18 protein-coding genes are annotated in these 17,913 nt (G+C 66.0%); 12 read left to right on the plus strand and 6 right to left on the minus strand.

The window, feature by feature from the left end:
- The first annotated feature begins 104 nt into the window (after window positions 1-104).
- Genes RT614_RS11040 through RT614_RS11050 form a run of 3 tightly spaced genes read left to right on the plus strand, consistent with a single transcriptional unit; the run spans window position 105 to window position 2,862 of the window.
- The gene (locus RT614_RS11040; protein WP_313622159.1) at window positions 105-1,370 is read left to right on the plus strand and encodes a flavin-dependent oxidoreductase; all 1,266 of its coding nucleotides are present in this window, start codon (window positions 105-107) and stop codon (window positions 1,368-1,370) included.
- Window positions 1,367-1,852 (plus strand): DUF3237 domain-containing protein, encoded by a 486-nt coding sequence (locus RT614_RS11045; RefSeq protein WP_313622160.1) that lies wholly within the window; start codon window positions 1,367-1,369, stop codon window positions 1,850-1,852. Before RT614_RS11040 ends, RT614_RS11045 begins: the two co-directional genes overlap by 4 nt.
- A gap of 44 nt (window positions 1,853-1,896) precedes the next feature.
- Window positions 1,897-2,862 carry a tripartite tricarboxylate transporter substrate binding protein gene (locus tag RT614_RS11050; protein WP_313622161.1) on the plus strand — a complete coding sequence of 322 codons (966 nt, stop codon included), beginning with the start codon at window positions 1,897-1,899 and terminating at the stop codon, window positions 2,860-2,862.
- 46 nt (window positions 2,863-2,908) lie between these two features.
- Here RT614_RS11050 and RT614_RS11055 read toward each other — a convergent pair whose 3' ends face one another.
- On the minus strand, window positions 2,909-3,280 hold the full coding sequence (locus tag RT614_RS11055; protein WP_313622162.1) for a tRNA-binding protein: 372 nt from the start codon (window positions 3,278-3,280) through the stop codon (window positions 2,909-2,911).
- 126 nt (window positions 3,281-3,406) lie between these two features.
- On the opposite strand from RT614_RS11055, the gene RT614_RS11060 reads away from it, so the two are divergent.
- Window positions 3,407-3,925, plus strand: a complete 519-nt coding sequence (locus RT614_RS11060) for a hypothetical protein (protein ID WP_313622163.1) — start codon at window positions 3,407-3,409, stop codon at window positions 3,923-3,925.
- A gap of 46 nt (window positions 3,926-3,971) precedes the next feature.
- Here the strand turns inward: RT614_RS11060 and RT614_RS11065 are convergent, their stop codons facing one another.
- Complete coding sequence (locus tag RT614_RS11065; protein WP_313622164.1) at window positions 3,972-4,787, minus strand: aminotransferase class IV family protein; 816 nt, start codon at window positions 4,785-4,787, stop codon at window positions 3,972-3,974.
- A gap of 132 nt (window positions 4,788-4,919) precedes the next feature.
- Between RT614_RS11065 and RT614_RS11070 the strand changes: the two genes are divergently transcribed.
- From RT614_RS11070 to RT614_RS11095, 6 genes are all read left to right on the plus strand, one after another.
- On the plus strand, window positions 4,920-5,831 hold the full coding sequence (locus tag RT614_RS11070) for a LysR substrate-binding domain-containing protein (protein ID WP_313622165.1): 912 nt from the start codon (window positions 4,920-4,922) through the stop codon (window positions 5,829-5,831).
- Between the two features lie 192 nt (window positions 5,832-6,023).
- Window positions 6,024-6,623 (plus strand): nitroreductase family protein, encoded by a 600-nt coding sequence (locus tag RT614_RS11075; protein WP_313622166.1) that lies wholly within the window; start codon window positions 6,024-6,026, stop codon window positions 6,621-6,623.
- Between the two features lie 235 nt (window positions 6,624-6,858).
- On the plus strand, window positions 6,859-7,287 hold the full coding sequence (locus RT614_RS11080; RefSeq protein WP_313622167.1) for a VOC family protein: 429 nt from the start codon (window positions 6,859-6,861) through the stop codon (window positions 7,285-7,287).
- Window positions 7,288-7,300: 13 nt separating this feature from the next.
- On the plus strand, window positions 7,301-8,227 hold the full coding sequence (locus RT614_RS11085; RefSeq protein ID WP_313622168.1) for a LysR substrate-binding domain-containing protein: 927 nt from the start codon (window positions 7,301-7,303) through the stop codon (window positions 8,225-8,227).
- A gap of 132 nt (window positions 8,228-8,359) precedes the next feature.
- Window positions 8,360-10,444, plus strand: coding sequence for a DUF4387 family protein (locus RT614_RS11090; RefSeq protein ID WP_313622169.1), 2,085 nt, complete (start codon window positions 8,360-8,362; stop codon window positions 10,442-10,444).
- Between the two features lie 133 nt (window positions 10,445-10,577).
- Window positions 10,578-11,405: a lysozyme inhibitor LprI family protein gene (locus RT614_RS11095; RefSeq protein WP_313622170.1), complete on the plus strand. Its 828-nt coding sequence runs from the start codon at window positions 10,578-10,580 to the stop codon at window positions 11,403-11,405.
- A 142-nt stretch (window positions 11,406-11,547) separates the two neighbouring features.
- Here RT614_RS11095 and RT614_RS11100 read toward each other — a convergent pair whose 3' ends face one another.
- Window positions 11,548-11,805, minus strand: a complete 258-nt coding sequence (locus RT614_RS11100) for a hypothetical protein (protein WP_313622171.1) — start codon at window positions 11,803-11,805, stop codon at window positions 11,548-11,550.
- Here RT614_RS11100 and RT614_RS11105 point away from each other — a divergent pair.
- Window positions 11,804-12,532 (plus strand): META and DUF4377 domain-containing protein, encoded by a 729-nt coding sequence (locus tag RT614_RS11105; protein ID WP_313622172.1) that lies wholly within the window; start codon window positions 11,804-11,806, stop codon window positions 12,530-12,532. The genes RT614_RS11100 and RT614_RS11105 overlap by 2 nt on opposite strands.
- A gap of 84 nt (window positions 12,533-12,616) precedes the next feature.
- On the opposite strand, the gene RT614_RS11110 is transcribed toward RT614_RS11105, so the two are convergent.
- Both RT614_RS11110 and RT614_RS11115 read right to left on the minus strand, forming a co-directional pair.
- Complete coding sequence (locus RT614_RS11110; RefSeq protein WP_313622173.1) at window positions 12,617-13,060, minus strand: hypothetical protein; 444 nt, start codon at window positions 13,058-13,060, stop codon at window positions 12,617-12,619.
- A 243-nt stretch (window positions 13,061-13,303) separates the two neighbouring features.
- Complete coding sequence (locus RT614_RS11115) at window positions 13,304-15,766, minus strand: penicillin acylase family protein (RefSeq protein ID WP_313622174.1); 2,463 nt, start codon at window positions 15,764-15,766, stop codon at window positions 13,304-13,306.
- 244 nt (window positions 15,767-16,010) lie between these two features.
- Here RT614_RS11115 and RT614_RS11120 point away from each other — a divergent pair, with 244 nt between their 5' ends.
- Entirely contained in the window at window positions 16,011-17,060 is a 1,050-nt protein-coding gene (locus tag RT614_RS11120; RefSeq protein ID WP_313622175.1) for a hypothetical protein, read from the plus strand.
- 6 nt (window positions 17,061-17,066) lie between these two features.
- On the opposite strand, the gene RT614_RS11125 is transcribed toward RT614_RS11120, so the two are convergent.
- On the minus strand, window positions 17,067-17,897 hold the full coding sequence (locus RT614_RS11125) for a hypothetical protein (protein ID WP_313622176.1): 831 nt from the start codon (window positions 17,895-17,897) through the stop codon (window positions 17,067-17,069).
- Window positions 17,898-17,913: the final 16 nt, after the last annotated feature.

Genomic DNA, 17,913 nt, shown 5'->3' on the forward strand with positions numbered 1-17,913 from the left:
CTAATGCAGGCATTGTCGCCGCGCCACCGCATTACGGGAAATCCCTCGTGCGGAATGAACCGCGATTTTGTTATGTTGCATAACAAATAAGACCAGGAGTAGACATGCAAATCGTCATAGCCGGAGCCGGTATCGGCGGCCTGACGCTGGCGCTCATGCTGCACAGGCGCGGCATCCAGTGCCGCGTCTATGAAAGCGCGCAGGAACTGCGCCCGTTGGGCGTGGGGATCAATCTGCTGCCGCACGCGGTAAGCGAAATCGAACAACTGGGCCTCGTGTCCGCGCTGGCCGAACGCGCCATCGAAACCTCGCAGCTTCACTACTACAACAAGCTTGGCCAGCCCATCTGGCGCGAGCCGCGCGGCCTGGAGGCGGGCTATCCCCTGCCGCAGTTCTCCGTTCACCGCGGCGAATTCCAGATGATGCTTGCGCAAGCCGTGCGAGACCGCCTGGGGCCGGACGCGATCGTTCCGGGCATGGTGCTGGAGTCCGCCAGCCAGGACGCGGCGGGCGTATCCGTGCAGTTCCGCCGTCGTGCGGATGGCGAGCTGCAGACCGTGCAGGCAGACATCCTCGTGGGCGCCGACGGCATCCATTCCGCGCTGCGCCGTCAACTGCATCCGACGGGAGACGAGCCCCGCTTTTCGGGCCGCATGCTGTGGCGTGCGGTGACCGAGGCGGAGCCGTACCTGGACGGGCGCAGCATGTTCATGGCGGGCCACCAGGATCAGAAATTCGTCTGCTATCCGATCTCCGAGCCGCTGCGGCGGCAGGGGCAGTCGCTGATCAACTGGATCGCCGAGCTGTCCATCCGGAATGCGGAACTGCCCGCCACTGACTGGAACCGCAAGGTCGACAAGTCGGTTTTCGCCGACCGCTTCGCCGACTGGCGTTGGGACTGGATCGACATACCCGCCATCATCGACGGCGCGCAGGCCATCTACGAATTTCCGCTGGTGGACAGGGATCCCTTGCCCCGCTGGACGCGCGGCCGCGTCACTCTGCTGGGCGACGCCGCGCATCCGATGTATCCCATCGGTTCCAACGGTTCGGCACAGGCGATCCTGGACGCGCGGTGCCTGGCCGACTGGCTGGACCTCGCCGCGCAGGGCAAGACGCGATCGCTGGAAATCGCATTGCTGGAGTACGAGGCCGAGCGCCTGCCCCGCACGTCAGGCATCGTCCTGCGCAACCGCTTGAACGGGCCCGAACAGGTCATGCAGATGGCCGAGGAACGCGCGCCGGCGGGCTTTGCCGACATCAACGACGTGATATCCCGCGACGAGCTGGCGGCGGTGTCGCTGCGCTACAAGCAGTTGGCGGGCTTTGATCCTGCAGCCGTGCGCCTTGCCCGAGGAGAAAGGCCATGAGCCCTATCGAAACACCTGCCGATTCCACGGCGCCTCGGCTCGAACACGTGACGACCGTGGTGGTCGACGTGGGCGCGCCGCAGGAGGTCGGCGATACGCCGCAGGGCCGTCGCCGCGTCATTCCAATTCTGGGCGGCACGGTCGAGGGGCCGCGTTTGCGCGGCAAGGTGCTGCCGGGCGGCGCGGACTTCCAGATCATCCGCTCGGCCACGTTCACCGATATCCACGCGCGCTACGTGATCGAAACGCCAGATGGCGACCGCGTGTATGTCGAGAACACCGGCATCCGCACGGGCAGCGCGGAGGACATCGCGCGGCTGGCTCGCGGCGAATCCGTGGATCCCGAACGCATCTATTTCCGCAGCTATCCGCGTTTCGAAACCGCGTCGCCCGCGCTGGGCTGGATGAACGAGAGCCTCTTCATCGGCACCGGCGCGCGTTTTCCCGACCGCGTCGAGCTGCGCTTCTATCGCATTTGCTGAACCCGCGGCATTCGTCGCGGCATTAAAAAAACCAGGAGACAACCATGCAAACGATGTTGCGCCGCCTGCTGGGCGGCTTGTTCCTGTGCCTGCCGCTTGCGGCGATGGCGCAGTTTCCCAACGGGCCGGTGCGCCTGAACGTCGGCTTTCCGCCCGGCACCGGCCCGGACATCGTGGCCCGCACGCTGTCCCAGCACATGGGGCCGCTGCTGGGCGAAAGCGTCGTGGTGGAAAACAAGGTCGGTGCAGGCGGCCAGATCGCCGCGCAGGCGGTTGCGCGCAGCCCGGCCGACGGTCAGACGCTGTTGTTGGGCGAGGTCGGGTCCATCAGCATTTCGCCCGCCACGTACCGCAACCTGAACTACGATCCGCCGCGCGACTTTGCGCCGATCTCGGAAGTGGTGCGCGCCGACTTCGTGCTGGTGGTGCCGGCGACATCGCCCTACCAGGACCTGGCGTCGTTCGTCGACGCCGCGAAGAAAGCGCCGGACCGCCTGAACTTCGCCACGTTCGGCGCCGGCACGCCCGGTCATTTCGGCGCCGAGCTGTTTGCGCGGGAAGCCGGCTTGAAGATCGAAGCCATCCACTACCGCTCGACCGGCGACGCCGTGTCGGGTCTGGTGTCGGGCGGTGTGCAGGCGGCTTTCGTGACCACCGCCCTGGCCGCACCCCAGGTGCAGGGCGGCAAGCTGCGCGCACTGGCGACCACCGGCGCGCAGCGTTCGCCCGCCCTGGCCGGCGTGCCGACGTTCGCGGAACGCGGCCTTCCCGCCGTCAACTTCGGCGCGTGGTTCGCACTGTTCGCGCCCGCCGGCACGCCGGACGCGGTGCTGACGCGCCTGCAAGCCGACAGCGCAGCGGCGCTGCGCCAGCCTGCAGCCGAGCGCACGCTGGGCGAGGCGGGCTTTGTCGTGGTCGGTTCCGACCGCCAGGCGCTGCAGGCGTTGTTGACGGCCGAATCCAAGCGCTGGTCCGAGGTCGTGAAGGCGACGGGCTTCCGGGCGGACTGACGCCGGGGCGCTTCGCTCGATAAGTAGTGCGGCGGCGGACCTGGCCTCAGGTCAGCCGCGCGCCGTTCGGCACGGCATCATCCGGCGCGGCCAGCACGATGGCGCCGTCCGCGTCGGCAAATCCCAGCACCAGCACTTCAGACCGCATGGGTCCGATCTGGCGCGGCGGGAAATTCACCACCGCCATCACGCGCCTGCCGGGCAGGTCTTCAAGCGCATATCTGTCCGTGATCTGCGCCGAACTCTTCTTGGTGCCAACGCCCGCGCCGAAATCGATCGTGAGCTTGTAGGCCGGCTTGCGCGCTTCGGGAAAGGCTTCCGCGGCCAGGATCGTGCCCACGCGGATATCGACGTTCATGAAATCGTCGAAGCTGATCGCGGCGGCGGCGGGCGTGTTCGGGTCGGGCGTGACGTGCATGGAAGTCCTTGGTTATCGGCGGCGCGTCGCGCGTCGGATGCGACGGCCGCTCGCCGCACATGATGACGCGTCGATTGTTTATAGTCACGCGCTCATCAATCTCCGAGCATCAAAGGAGCCCGCTGCATGTCCGATCCCACTTACGATCACATCCTCTCCCACCCGCCGCGCTGCCTGGACGGCGTGCGCGCAACGCCCGCGCCCCTGATCCAGGAAGATCGTGGCGAAGTCGGCGTGGCGTTCCGTCTGCAGGGCCTGGACGGCGCGCAGACGGGCGAAATCCTGGGTTTCGACCTGCGGGATTACAACGAGCACGTCGACGACTACGAGTTCGTATCCCCCCTGGCCGTGAAATGGGAAGGCTCGGCGGACGGCGTCGTTGTTTTCGATAGCGATATCCATGGCTATCACGGCGAGCTGGACTGCTCCGCCAAGATCCGCGGCGAAGGCGAGGCGCAGGCGTTCGTGTGCCCCGCCTGCAAGGGAACGCGCTTCAGCGTGTTTGCGCAGTTCGATTACGACGGCACGGATGAACTGTGGGATGAAGATCCGGATACCGTGCAGAACTTCTTCAGCAATCTCATCGTGGCGGGGCAGTGCGCGTCGTGCGATACGGTGACGCGCGTGCTGGACATGGATCTGTGACGCGCAAGCCGGGCAGGGGCCGAAGCGCTTCGCCCGGCCAATGAGGTCAAGGCGCCGCGGGGGCCTCCACGCCATAGGCCCGGTGCAGCGCCTCCAAAAATGCCGGTGCTTCCGGAAAGGCCGTTTCGCCGATCCGGCTGACAGCCACCCCCGGCGTCCAGGAGTTCATCACGGCCGCGCCGCGCAGGCCGGGCAGGTCCGCCAGCGCCACGGCGCGTGTGCGCTGCGGCACGCCCAGGCGCTCGAGCTGCCGCTGAACGATGCCCATCGTGGTGCCGCGCAGCATGGCGGCGTCGGGCCAGATCACGCCCGTGCCGTCCCAGAACGCCAGATTCCAGATCGACGCCTCGCTCAGCCGTCCGTTGCGGTCGACGAACGCGGCGTCGTCGAACCCCTGCGCCGCCGCCTGGCGCAGGTAGTACGTCTTCGCGACTTCGCCCACGTGCTTGACCTGCGGCAGCATGCGTTCGTGCTCGACGGCCGCCAGGGCAAGCGGGCCTCCTGGGCCGGAAGCCGGCGGGCCGGTGCGCACAAGGACCTCGGGGCGCGCGTCGGGGCCGGCGACGGTAAATTCACCTGCGGGCGAATACACCGTGGCGACCAGCGAGTGGTCATCCGGACTCGCCTGGATCGCCGTCCGCAGATAGTCGCGGATCGCCTCGTCCGGCAAGGCCTGGCCGAACATTTCGATTGATGCCGCCTTCAACCTGGTCAGGTGCAGGTCCAGACCGCGCGCCCGGCCGTTCCGCACCTGCATGGCGGTGAAGTGGGCGTACCCGGCGAATGCCAGCGGCGCCAGATCTTCGGCCGTGGCGGGTTGGCCGTTGCGTTGAACCACGAAAGAAGCGGGACTGGTAGACATTGCTGGACTCCGATAGAGCGCGGACGGGTGGGCGGCCGCAGTGTGATCATCAAGAATTCCTAATATCCGCCATTGCCAACGGCGTAGGAAGCCAGTAGTTTTCAATTCATCATCAAATATGGCTTGAAGATCATGAATCGAATGCTGCCTGGCACGCGTGCGCTGCGAACCTTCGAGGCCGCGGGCCGCCATCTCAATTTCACGCGGGCTGCCGATGAGGTCGGCCTGACGCCCGCGGCCGTCAGCTACCAGATCAAGGAAATCGAAGATCAGCTGGGCATCACGCTGTTTGCGCGGACCAGCCGCAGCATCCGCCTGACGCCGGCTGGTTCGGTGCTGTTCGAAGCCGCGCGCGAGGCGCTGGACATCCTGCATCGCGCCGCCGCCCGCGCGCGCCGCCTGAACCGGGGCGAGCAGCATCTGCGCATGTCCGTGGGCGCGCGGTTTGCGACCAACTGGCTGCTGCCCCGGCTGCCGCAATTCCGCGCCGCCAACCCGGGCCTGGAACTGACCTTCGACATCACCGACGAGGTACGAAATTTCGAGGCGGATGACGTGGACGTCGCGATCCGCTACGGCGCGGGCGAGTACAGCGACGCGGTTTCCCACCGGCTGTTCGACACCGTGGTCGTGCCGGTATGCAGCCCGGTCCTGCTGGAGCGCGAGCCCCGGATCGCCAAGCCGCAGGACCTGTCGGCCCACACGCTGTGCTACGTGGACTGCCGGCCCGGCGGAATCGTCTGGCCGAACTGGGCGATGTGGATGGCCGCCGCCGGTGTGCCGGACTTCGACGACAGCCGCTGCCTGGCGTTCTCCGAATCCAGCCATGTGGTGCAGGCGGTCATGGAGGGCGGCGCGGTCGGCCTCGTCGAACTGGAGCTGGTGGACCGGGAACTGGAAGGCGGCAGGCTCGTCAGGTTGTTCGACGTGGGCGTCCAGGCCGCGCCCGGCTATGCGTACCACCTGGTGTACCCGGTCGAGAGCCGGGACGACCCCCGGGTGCGAGCTTTGCAGGCATGGATGGCGGGTGAAGTCACCCATTGACGCGTCGGCGACCCGCGGCATAGGGGAGGGCGAGATTGGCGCCGCAGCTGCGCATTTTTCTTTCCTTTGGTGTCATGAATGGAACAGTTTGTTCCAGCCGAAGTATGGTTGGACGGGTGTTCGTGTCATGGTCGACTCGGTAGAATGCCTTCCATCGTCTCCCTCTATCTACTAGTCGAAAGGTCATCACTCATGAGCAACGCATATCTCGACGCACTCAAGAAGCGCCGCACGCAGTATTCGCTGGGCCGCAACCTGTCGGCTTCCCAGGAAGAACTGACGACCCTCATCCAGGACGCCATCAAGCACAGCCCGTCGTCCTTCAACTCGCAAAGCTCGCGCGCCGTGATCCTGTTTGGCGCCGAAAGCGAAAAGCTCTGGAACCTGGCGATCGAAGAAGTACGCAAGGTCGCGCCGGCCGAAGGTTTCGACAAGACCGAAGCCAAGCTCAAGAGCTTTGCCGCCGGTGTGGGCACGATCCTGTTCTTCGAAGACCAGGACGTGGTGCGCAGCCTGCAGGAAAAGTTTGCGCTGTACGCCGACAATTTCCCGGTGTGGTCGGAGCAGGCGGGCGGCATGGCCCAACTGTCCGTCTGGACCGCCCTGGCCAACGCCGGCGTCGGCGCCAGCCTGCAGCACTACAACCCGCTGATCGACGGCGCCGTGGCGCGTGAATGGAACGTTCCCGCCTACTGGAAGCTGCGCGCCCAAATGCCCTTCGGCTCGAACGAAGCCGGCTTCGGCGACAAGCCCTTCATGGACGACGCCGAGCGCTTCCGCGTGTTTGGCTGACCCCCGGGGCGTTGACGACGCCCCTTCGGGTAAGCCCCTTCCGGCAAGCCCCCTCCGGCAAGCCCTTTCCGGCAAGCCATTCGCAGGCCCGCATTCCCCCACAAGGGGTGCGGGCCTGTCGCTATTTAGGGCCGGGTTCCGCACCCGGATCGGCGTGCCCGCCATTTGATCGAGCCCGTGCATTGACCCTGGCGGATGGCGCTATAGTCATCCGAGCCCCCAACAAGGAGTCACCATGCAGACCAATGAGATCCATCGCGGCCGCCTCATCGATCACATCCAGCTCGTTGTTCGCGACCTGCCCGCCAGCCAAAGGTTTTATCAGGCGGTGTTCGATGTCCTGGGCGTGCCGATGGGCGGCACGGCAGACGACTTTTTCTGGGCCGACGAGTTGTTCGTTTCGTCGGCCGACAGCAAGGCCGCGCTGGGCCAGTTGACCGGACGCCATCATCTGGCGTTCCAGGCGCGGGACCAGGCGATGGTCGACGCGTTCTACAAGGCGGCGCTGTCCCACGGCGGCAAAGACAACGGCGCGCCCGGCTTTCGCGATTACCACCCGGGCTATTACGGCGCGTTCGTGCTGGATCCCGACGGCAACAACATCGAGGCCGTGTTCCATGGCGAGGCCGAGCGCAGCGCGCCGTCGGTCAAGGTGACGTTCTGACGGGAGCCTTTCCGTGCAGCTTCGTCACCTGCGCTATTTCGTGAAGATCGTCGAAGCGGGCAGTTTCTCCCGCGCGGCGGCGCTCATCCCCGTGGCGCAGCCCGCGCTCAGCCAGCAGATCGCCGCGCTGGAAGAAGAACTGGGCGTGGTGCTGCTGCATCGCAGCGCCCGTGGCGCGCGGCCCACGGCGGCCGGCGCCGCGCTCTACACCGAGGCCGCGTCCATCCTGAGCCGGATGGAACGCATCCCGCAGATCGTGCGGTCGCTCGGCGGCGACTACCACGGCGTGGTGCGCATCGGCATGTCGTCCACGCTGGCGTCGTTCCTGGCCGGCGATCTGATGGAAAAGTGCAGGGCGGCGCTGCCCGGGATCAGCCTGCGTTTCAGCAGCGATGCAAGCGGCCAGTTGGGCGCTCGCATTCGCGACAGCTCCCTGGATCTTGCGCTGGTGTTCGAGGACGAACCGACCCTGGGCTTCGCGCGCAAGCCACTGTTCCGGCAGCGGCTGTTCGTCGTCGGCCCGCGCAGGGCCGGGCGCCGGCCGTCCACCATGCGGTTGGAGCAGCTTGCGGACATGCCGCTGATCCTGCCCGCACATCCGAACATCACGCGCGGCATGCTGGACAGGCTGTTCTCGCAGGCCGGCATCGTGCCGCAGGTGGTGGCGGAGACCGACGTTTTTTCCGGCATGCTTTCGGCGGTGCAGGCGGGGATCGGCAACACCATCCTGCCGCTGGGAGACTTTTCCGGCATGCCTGGGCGTTCCATGGTGTGGGCCATGCTGATCGAGCCGCCGGTATATCTGACGGCGACGGTCATCGCCTCGAGCGACGTGCCGCTGGCTCCCCCGGCCGAGGCGGTGCGGACCCTGCTGGGCGACTTCGTCATGCAGCAGGTGCAGGAAAAGGGCCTGGCGGGCGCCGAGCCCCTCGCATCCTGACGCGCACCTTGAAGGGCATATCCGCCGCCTATACCCGCATATCGACATAGTATTTTTTTTGTCCGGACGGCAGGCGCAATCTTCACTCCCGGCAGAACCCGCACTGAGGCGGACTGCGCAACTTGGAGAGTGATGATGGCAAAGCTGGTTTATCGCGTGGTGTCCGCCTGCGGCGCGCTGGGATATGGCTTCCCCAACGAATCCCTGCAAAAGGCACTGGAAGGGCGCATCGACGCCGTGATCTCGGATGCGGGGTCGATGGACGCCGGTCCCTATTACCTGGGCACGGGTTCGGAATACTTCGAGCGGGAAGCCGTGAAGGCGGACTTCCGCCACATGGTCCAGGCAGGTGAAAAGATCGACGGACCGGTCATCCTGGGCAGTTGCGGCATGGCAGGCGGCGACCGCAACCTGGACTGGATGATCACGCTGGCCAAGGAAGTCTTCGACGAATTGGGCGTGAAGGACCGCACTGTGGCCGTCATCCGGTCGGAACTGGATGCCGCCACCGTCATCCAGGAATTCCGGGCCGCAGCGCTGCGGCCCACGGGCGCCGGCCCCGAATTGAACGAAGTCGCGCTCAGGGAAAGCACGATCGTCGGGCAGATGGGGATACACCCGCTGATTACCGCGCTGGAAGGCGGCGCCAAGTACATCCTGGCGGGGCGCTCGTGCGACATCGCGTTGTTCGCGTCCGACATGATCCGGCGCGGCATCGATCCGGGCCTGGCTTATCACGTTGGCCACGTGCTGGAATGCGGCGCGCTGGCTTGCGATCCGGGCTCTCCTTCCGATTGCCTGGTGGCCGAGATTTACGACGACGGCACCGCGCTGTTCGTGGCGCCGGATCCGGCGCGGCGGTGCACGCCCTATTCGATCGCGGCCCATTCGCTCTACGAGGAAAGCCACCCGCAGCTTCAGTTCTATCCGGAAGGCGTGCTGGCGATGGAACACACGGAATTCTTCGCCCGCGATGCCCGTACCGCCGGCATCCGCAACAGCCAGTTCGTGCACGCCGGCAAGCCGTGGCCCTTGAGCATCAAGCTGGAGGGCGCGCGTTATCTGGGCAAGCGCAAGGTATCGTTGATCCAGCTTGATCCGGCGGATCTGCCGCGCGTCCCGGGCGACGTGCTGGTCTATGGCCGCAATGGCGTCCAGGCCACGCCCGTGCGGGAAGGCGAACAAGAGCTTGGCCTCATCGTCGAGACCAGCGCGTCCACGCCCGAGGCGGCGGAGACGCTGGCCAGCCTGCTGACGCACTATCTGATCCATTACGGCTATGCCGGGCGCAAGGCAACCGCGGGCAATATCGCCTATCCGCTTTCGCCCAACCTCGTGACGTTCCGACGCGAGGACGGCCGATACGGCGCGGTCGTGCCCAGCGGAACGCGCGATCCGGTGTTCCAGGCCAATTACCCCATGATCAAGGATGCCGTGATCAAGCTCATCGAATCCGAATTTCCGGATGCGTTGCGCAACGCCCGCTGGGCGATCCACGAGGCCAGTGCCAGCCGCCCCGTTGCCCTGCTGCGGACCACCGACCGCGATCCCGGACAGCTGGACGTTCGGCATCAGGCGGAACTGGACCGCTTGCAGGCCCATGTGGCGGCGCGTGACGGATCGCGCATGAATCTGGACGCGGGCAACGCGTACGAGTGGACGCTCTACCATCTGCTGCAGAACGAAGACGTCATCAGGAACCGCATGTTCCCCATCACGTACTTCCGCGCCACAGGTTCGGAATGGACGGAAAGCGGATCGGACCGGCCGCGCTACTACGACATCGGCACGACGCGCTACGAAGGCAGTCTGGATGACCGCACGCTGTCCTTGATTGCCGATGCGCCGCCAGAGGGCGAGCCCGAGGGCAGGAAGCCGCTGCTCGACATGGCGGTGGTCATCCGCAGCAAGGACGCGGGCATCAACCGGCTGACCTTCGACATCGTGTTCAACTCCGCCGGCGAATACGAAGCCGCGCTGCGGTCCAACGTGCTCTGCTCCGCAAACGTTGCCCGGGTGCTGCATGTGGCGCCCGAACGGGTGGTTGGCACGTTCTTCGTGGATAGCTGCAACGCGATCAAGTTGACGATCGACCGGCCGAATATTTCCGCTTCGCCCGACGAGCGCGACGTGTTCGGCGCCCAACAGCAGGCGGTCATCGAGCAGCTGTCCGTTCCGTACTACACGGAGCGTTTGGCGATGGCGTGCGCTCTGTAGGGTGACGTTGGACGGCCCGGCGAGCGCCTTCGGGGAAGCGCGTCGCCGGGGCGGATGGCGGTTTCATGCAAAAATCGGGTGCCCATCGGCCGCCAGGCATGGCGGCCCGCCATCAACCCTCACGAAGAGTCAGATGAAACCCGGAATTCCCGCACTACGGCTGTTGACCCTGTCCGGTTTGTTCGCGCTGTCCGCGCCCGCGCTGGCCATCGATTGCAAGAAGGCCAGCACAGACGTCGAGAAACTTATCTGCTCGAACCGGGGCGCGGTGTCGGCCGATGCCGAGCTGAACCGGAATTACAGCGCGCTGCTGAAGCAGGCGCCCGATGCGGAGATCCGCGCCATGCTGGTGGCCAGCCAGAAGCGCTGGGTGGCGGCGCGGGACCAGGCGTTGACGACGCTGATCGATTCGCCTGATGCCCTTCCCGACGGCAAGACCTCCGCCCAGGCCGCGCGCGACCTGATTCTTGCGCGCAGCGCGCAGTTCAAGAAAACGGCGAAGGGCGATTCCGTGCCGCGCATCATCGGCACCGCGCTCGAACAAAGAAAGTTCCTGTCGCAATTCACTGGCGGCGCCTATGCCGGCTATCAGACGTCGTGCGACGTCTTGCCGCGGGACTACACGGACTACTCGTGTTTCGCGACCCGCCACTACCAGAACAACGGCCGCGTCTGCTCGGTCGACGAGTACTGGGCCTCGGGCGGCGTCTACACGAAGCGGTACGTGGCCGATATCGTGAACGGCAAGCCCAAGACCATCGCGTCCTGCTCCTTCAGTAGCTCCGACGAGGCGTGCCACGACAGCGACGGCAAGACGAAATGGAACCGCGCGCCGTCGCAACCGGAGCGAGGGTATCCCGCCAATGCGCTGCCGAAGATCGACGGCGAGGTCTATGACGCCGACGACTACGAGTGGGCGCAGGCTTGTCTGGCGGATCCCGCCTATCCAACGGCGCAGTAGCCGCAAGGCTGGCGGCAGGCAGGCAGGGGCCCGAGTTATGGCGCAGCATGCCGCAATGGGCCCGCGCGTGCCAATCAGGTGTCAGACTGTAATCGCGGCCTTGTCTGGCAGCGTCGCCCGGCGGCGCGCTTCGGCACGACATTCACAGTGAGCCGCGCGGCTCGTGAACGCTTTTCCAAACGATGCCTTGCCGCTGCGCGCGCCGCAAGATTTGGAAACGCGCCAGTTCCTTGTCCGGCAATTTCGTCCACACCACGGACGTAGAATGCCGCTTTTCATCAGGGCCATGGGGCTGACAGGAACCAATCATGAAAAAAACTCTCCTTCTTGCATCCGTATGCGCCGCGCTGCTTTCCGCTTGCGCGCCGACTACCTCTCCCCGCGAAGGATCGTCCGCCATGCCTGCTTCCGTTGCCACGTCGTCCGCCAGCCAATCGAGCCTGACCGCCTATCACTGGCGTCTGGCTTCCGCCACCGATGCCTCGGGCAAGTCGATCGCGGCCCTGCAGAAGGGCATCGAACACCAGGTGCGGCTGAGCTTCACGGACGACGCCCTGAACATCCGCGGCGGCTGCAATGCGCAGTTCGGCGGATACACGTACAAGAATGGCGTGCTCAGCGTTGCCAACCTGGCCTCGACCATGAAGGCCTGCGAGCAAAGCCTGATGCAGCTTGACGCCGAGCTCGGCCAGCGCTTGAAGGGCGATCTGCGCGTGACGCTGTCGGGCGACAAGGCCGAGCCCGCGCTGGAACTGGCTGCAGAGGACGGCACCGTGCTCAAGTTCGTCGGCGAGCCGACGCCGGAAACGCTGTACGGCAGCACCGGGCAGATCATGTTCCTGGAGGTCGCGGCAAAACGCGCCGAATGCAACCACCCCATGATTCCGCATTACCAGTGCCTGATGGTGCGCGAGCGCAAGTTCAACGAGGCCGGCATCGCGCAGCCGGCGCCGGACAAGTGGAGCCCGCTCTATCAGTCCATTGAAGGCTTCGAGCACCAGGATGGCGTGCGTACCGTGCTGCGCGTGAAGCGCTACGACTGGAAGAACCCGCCCGCCGACGCACCTTCCAAGGTCTATGTGCTGGACATGGTGGTGGAGCAGGACACCTCAGGCAAGAACAGGTAAGAGGCGGCGCGCAGCAGGCCGGCGCCGCTGCGCGCACGGCAAACGGGCGCTTCGGCGCGCACGGGCCATGCGCAGCCCGGCGCCTTACCAGGTCACGTAGAACATCGCCTTGGCCAGCACCACGATGGCGACCATGTGGCAGAACACGCTCAGGTGCAGGCGGCCCTGTATTGCACCGGTCAGCCGGCGGCGGCGGGCCAGCACCAACGCGCTCACCACATGCACCAGCACGCTGACCGCCAGCACGATCTTGACTGACAGCAGCAGGCCAAAGGACGAGGCCAGGGGCGCGGCGAGCGCCCCGCGGTGCTGCCACGCCAGACCCAGGCCCGCCAAATACAACACCAGCACCGACCACGGCACGACGCTGCGCACGCGCGGCCCGAGCTGGCTGCCCAGCGCTTTGCGCACGTCGGGCGGCAGGCGCCGGTGCACGGGTTCGAGGAACAGCACTTCGAATGTCACGGTGCCGACGAAAAGAAAGGCGGCCAGCAGGTGCAGGATGAGCAGCACGGGGTAGAGGGTCATGGTGGCGCTAGGCTGTAGTGGACGCAAGGGCGGCAGGATGGCCGCAACGGCGCGGCCGGCGCAGCCCTGGTCCCGGAGTGTCTTTAAGGCATTGTCCGCCTGCGGCAAGCCTCAAGGAATGACAAACATCAAGCCACGCCGGTGGGCTTGCGCCCGCTCGGCACCGACCAGCATCGAAGAAAAACCGGGCAGCGATCCCCGGCGGGGATTCGCTGCCCGGTTGGCTGCTGGCGCGTCGTCCGGCTAGTTGCTCGCGGGCTTCAGCGTCAGCGTATCCGAGCGCTGGCTATCCACCTTGGCGCGGCTGAACGCCATGGGGAAGTACTCCCCGGTCGCCCATCCCTTGAGCAGATCCTGGTAGTGCGGGCTGCGCGGATCAGCGGATTGGCCCGGCACGTTCTGCACGCGCGAGTTGTCCCAGTCCGCCACGTCGATCACCTGACGATAGGACGCGCCGCTGATCTGGCGGAAATCGCTCTTGCGGAACGTGGCGCGATGCACCGTGTCGTTGTCGCCGCCGACCGGATAGCGCGGCGTGCCCCAGGACTTGGCGGTGTCGGGCGGCAGCAGGCTGGCCAGGCTGTGCTCGAACTGGATGTGATGCAGCTTGCCCCACTGCCACTGGCTCGAATCAGCCCCGAGCTTCGCGGTGAGCTTCTGCTGGCCGTCGGCCAGGGCCTGCAGCAGCAGGGTGTCGCGACCTTGCTCCGGCCGGGAACCGAAGGCAGCGTCCGGCGTGGCCAGCTTCTCCAGGGCCTTGCGCGTGGAGAGCTCGCCGAATGCCGCGCGCCCGTTCGCCGGCACGTACAGATCGGTCACGCGCTTGACGACCTCGGGCAGCCAGAACGCGTAGACCGTCGCGGCCCGCGAATCGGTTTCCATGCGGTAATCCCAGTCTTTCAGCAGTTGCAAGGCCGAGCCGATGGCCGGGTCCGCGGAGTTCAGGGATTTGGCGTACCCGCCCAGGGTGCGGGCCGGGATCGAGAGGTTGTCGAACTGCAGGTCCTGCGACTGCTGGACCGTCAGGCCTTTGCCTTCGGCCACCACCTCGCGTATCCGCTGGACGCGGTAGGGTTCGGCCCACGTGCGCGCCGACATATCCTTGTACGGGAAGTTTGCGGGCAGGTTGTACTCGTTGGCCGTGGCGACATACCCTTCGGGCGGGTTATAGACGCGCGGCAGCGAGCTGCCGGGCAGCACACCGCGCCATTCGAAGTCGCCGTTGCCCGGCACCGGCAGCATGCCGGACCAGTCGTTGCGCGGGCGGATGGGCGCGATGCTGCCGCCGAACCAGCCGATGTTGCCGTCCACGTCCGCGTAGACCATGTTCTCGCTGGGCGTGTAGTGCTTTTCCATGCCCGCGACGAACTCGTTCCAGTTCTGCGCCTGATTCAGGCGCAGGCTGGCCAGGTAGGCCGCAGTGCCCGGAAACTCCAGGTAGGCCGCGCGCAGGGCATAGGCCTTGCGCCGCACCGGGTCTTCGTGAATGACCGGGCCGTGGCGCGTGAATTTCAAGCTGCGCGTGGCCGGCGCCGCGCCGCGCACGGGAATGCTCTCGTTGACCTGGCGCATGGTTTCCCAGCGGCCCTGGTAGCGGTACTCGTTGGGGTTGGCGGGGTTGATGTCGTAGACGTACAGATCCTCTTCGTCTCCGAACGCAAAGATCGTCAGCCCGAACGCGATGCGGTCATTGTGGCCCATGGACACGCCCGGCAGCGCGGGTTCGCCGGCCCCGATCACGTTCCAGCCCGGCGCGTTCAGATGAACCATGTAGCGCAGCGACGGCATGGTGATGGACCGGTGCGGATCTCCCGCCAGAATCGGCTTGCCGGTGGAGGTGCGTTCGCCGCTCAGCGTCCAGTTGTTGCTTTCATAGCGGGGCGCCATGGGGTCGAACGCCGGGTCCAGCGACGCCAGCCTGCCTTCGGACAGCGCGCTCGCCAGCTTCACGCGCTCGTCGGCGGCGAGCGGGCTGCGCGGGAAGTCGCCGGCCTCGAACTTCTGGCCGTCGCGGGCCAGCCGGTAGGTGCCAAGCACCGATTTGTCGATCTGGCGCACGTCCAGGCCCGCGGGCACCTGAAGGGCCAGGGGCGGCTCGAAGGTGCTCAGACCCTGCACGGTATTCAAGCCCAGCGCGGCGATCTGCTCCGACATCCGGACTTCTTCGGTGAGGTTGCGCGTCAGGCCATAGATGCGGATCAGCGAGGTCTCCGGGCTCCAGTAGCCGGGCTCGGTGCCGGTCAGCTTGAATTCCGGCGGCAGTTGGTCGGGGTTGGCCTTCACCCAGTTCACGTAGGCGTTGATGCCGTTCGCGAAGGCGGTCAGGATGGCCTTGCCTTCGGGGTGATAGCTGGCGAACTCGGCCTGCATGTCGCCGCGGTACAGGAAGAGGCGCGCGGCGCGATCCTGCTCGATGAAGCGCGGGCCGAACTGCTCGGCCATCTTGCCTTCGCCCTGGCGCCGCCACAGGTCCAGTTGCCACAGGCGGTCGCGCGCGGCGCTGAAGCCCTGGGCGAAGAACAGGTCCGCCTGGTTCTTGGCGTAGATGTGGGATACCCCGTGCTTGTCCCTGACGATCTCCACGGGCTGCGACAGCCCCGCCATGTCGATCGTGTCCTTCTTGCCGCCAGGCGCGGCGCAGCCGGCCAGCACGACGATCAGGCCGCTTGCCAGGAATGCGGCGGCCCTGCGCTTTAACGTACGCATAGACTTCTCCTCCGGTTTATTGATCTTCTCTATGCCAGCGGTTCGAGAGGCGCAGGAGCCGCGCCGGACGCAACAGCAAGCAACGAGTAGAACTAAAGCAGAAGCCGGGGGGAGAACTGTTTTATTTGACTAAATCTGGCAGGACTTGTAACGGGCCGTCCAAGGTGGCTCTGGGGCGCGGGGCGCCCCTGATATTTTTGGTCACGACAAAAAGGGGTCGCTTCCGTTCGGTACACTCCGCGCCATGCCGATCAAAGACCTTACTCGCACCCTGACCCTCCCGATCCTCAAGCCAGCCGAGCTGGACACGCTGGACCAGTTCTTCCAGCGCCCGGAGGTCCGCGCCTTTCTTACCCAGTCGCGGGATCCGGCCCATACCGCCGCGAACCTGCAGGCTTGCGCCGACCTGCTTCCGCGGTTGCATCCCAGCCGAGCCGCGGCCCTCGCCCTGATGGGCGGCTCCCTGGTGGAAGACGACGCGGATCCAGCCATCCTTTTCCCCGTGCTTCACGACCTGCTTGGGCAATGGCTGCGATCCCTGCGTCCATTCTGCGCGCAGGAAGTGGAAGACGACGATGACGAGGTCGACGAGGCGGACCGGCAGGCCTGGCAGGACGCCCAGGCCAGGATGGCGGCCGTTCCAGAAGACGAACGGTGGCAGGTGGAAGCGTTGCATCAGGCCGTGGACCTGTTGGTCCTGCCCATGATGACCATGCTGATGCGCGATCGCGGCAATCACCGGGCGTTCATCGCGGACGACGACCTGATGGCCATGCTGTACGCCATGACCACCACCAACGACAGCCTGCCATTCGAGCAGCTGCATTATCTGTGGCTCGCGTCGCGGGTCAGCTACGAAGACGAACTGGTCGTGGTGCTGCCCACGTCCGGCACCGGCTTCGTCGCGCAGGCGCACGCCATCAACAATACCTTCCACGCCTTCACGCTGCTTCAGATCATCATCGGCGAGCATGCAGAGGCGCTGGGCGTGAAGCGGGAAATCGCTGCGCGCACGCCCGACATGGATGGCGACACTGCCGACTTCCAATGGCTGCAGGCCGGCGCGTATGCCGACGGCCAACTGAAGAACATGATGCAGTGGGCCTGGGGCGAAGCCGCGTTGCGCGACCACGCGCAAAAGCATGGCAAGCGCGTGTTGATCGCACTGGAAACGGACGAGGGCACGAAGCGCAACTGGTCCGGGTTCAATGGCGTCGTTCACGAGGCGCAGCGGCCCTCGATGACGTTCGTGCGCTATCTGACCCGGGATGAGGTGGCGTCGTACCTGGCTTGAGGGCGGTCAGTCCAGTGAATCCGCGCTGAACATAACGTCCACGCTTTCCTGCAGGTCAAAAACATCGGACACCCCATACAAGCCGACACGCTTGCCCAGGTGGCTGGCGTCCGGCGGGGTTTCGACACACGCCTTGACCAGCACGAACTGGCCGGCGGGGTCGGGCATGAACTTCATGCCGGCCACGGAAATGTGTTCGATGCGCACGCTGCCGTCGTTGTAACGGCGGCCCCGTGCGCGCTTGTCCTGCAATTCGCCGATGTCGGGAACGTGATCGAACACGGCGTCGTAGAACTCGATGACGGGGCTCTGGTTGATGCGGGCGCAGCGGTGGACATAGGCGGCGTAATGACGGCCGTCCAGCTGGTACGACACCACGTCGCCGGCGCGGTAGAACGTCAGGCTGTCGGGCAGGCCCGGCGCGCGCTTGGGCGGCGTCGGCGGCGTGTGCAGGAAGGCGCGCTTGATGTCGTCGGTCTTGCGGTGGAAATCGTCGCTCAGAGCCACCGCTTCGTTCAGCGCATCGATGCCCGCGTCGGCGCGGGTCGAGATGGCCGCGTCGGCGATGCCGTACTTGTGCAGCAGGATGGCCAGCGCCACGGCGGTCTTGTGGCGATACTGCGTGGACGCCGCGTCGTCCCCCGCGTGCAGGACGCAATTCCAGCGTCGCAGCAAGGGCGGCAGCACGCTGCCCGCCAGGTCGGCCGCGATGGCGTCGTCGTGCCGGGCGCGCGCCATGGCGTCCGACAGCAGTCGTGAAAGGTCTTCGTCCAGCGTCTGGACCAGGATGTCGGCGGCGAGCTTTTTCAGCGCCTGGGCATGATTCGGGGCGGTCATGGATGGATTCCGTCGG

Origin of the sequence: Achromobacter sp. (assembly GCF_032102605.1) — a bacterium.
GTDB lineage: Bacteria > Pseudomonadota > Gammaproteobacteria > Burkholderiales > Burkholderiaceae_B > Achromobacter.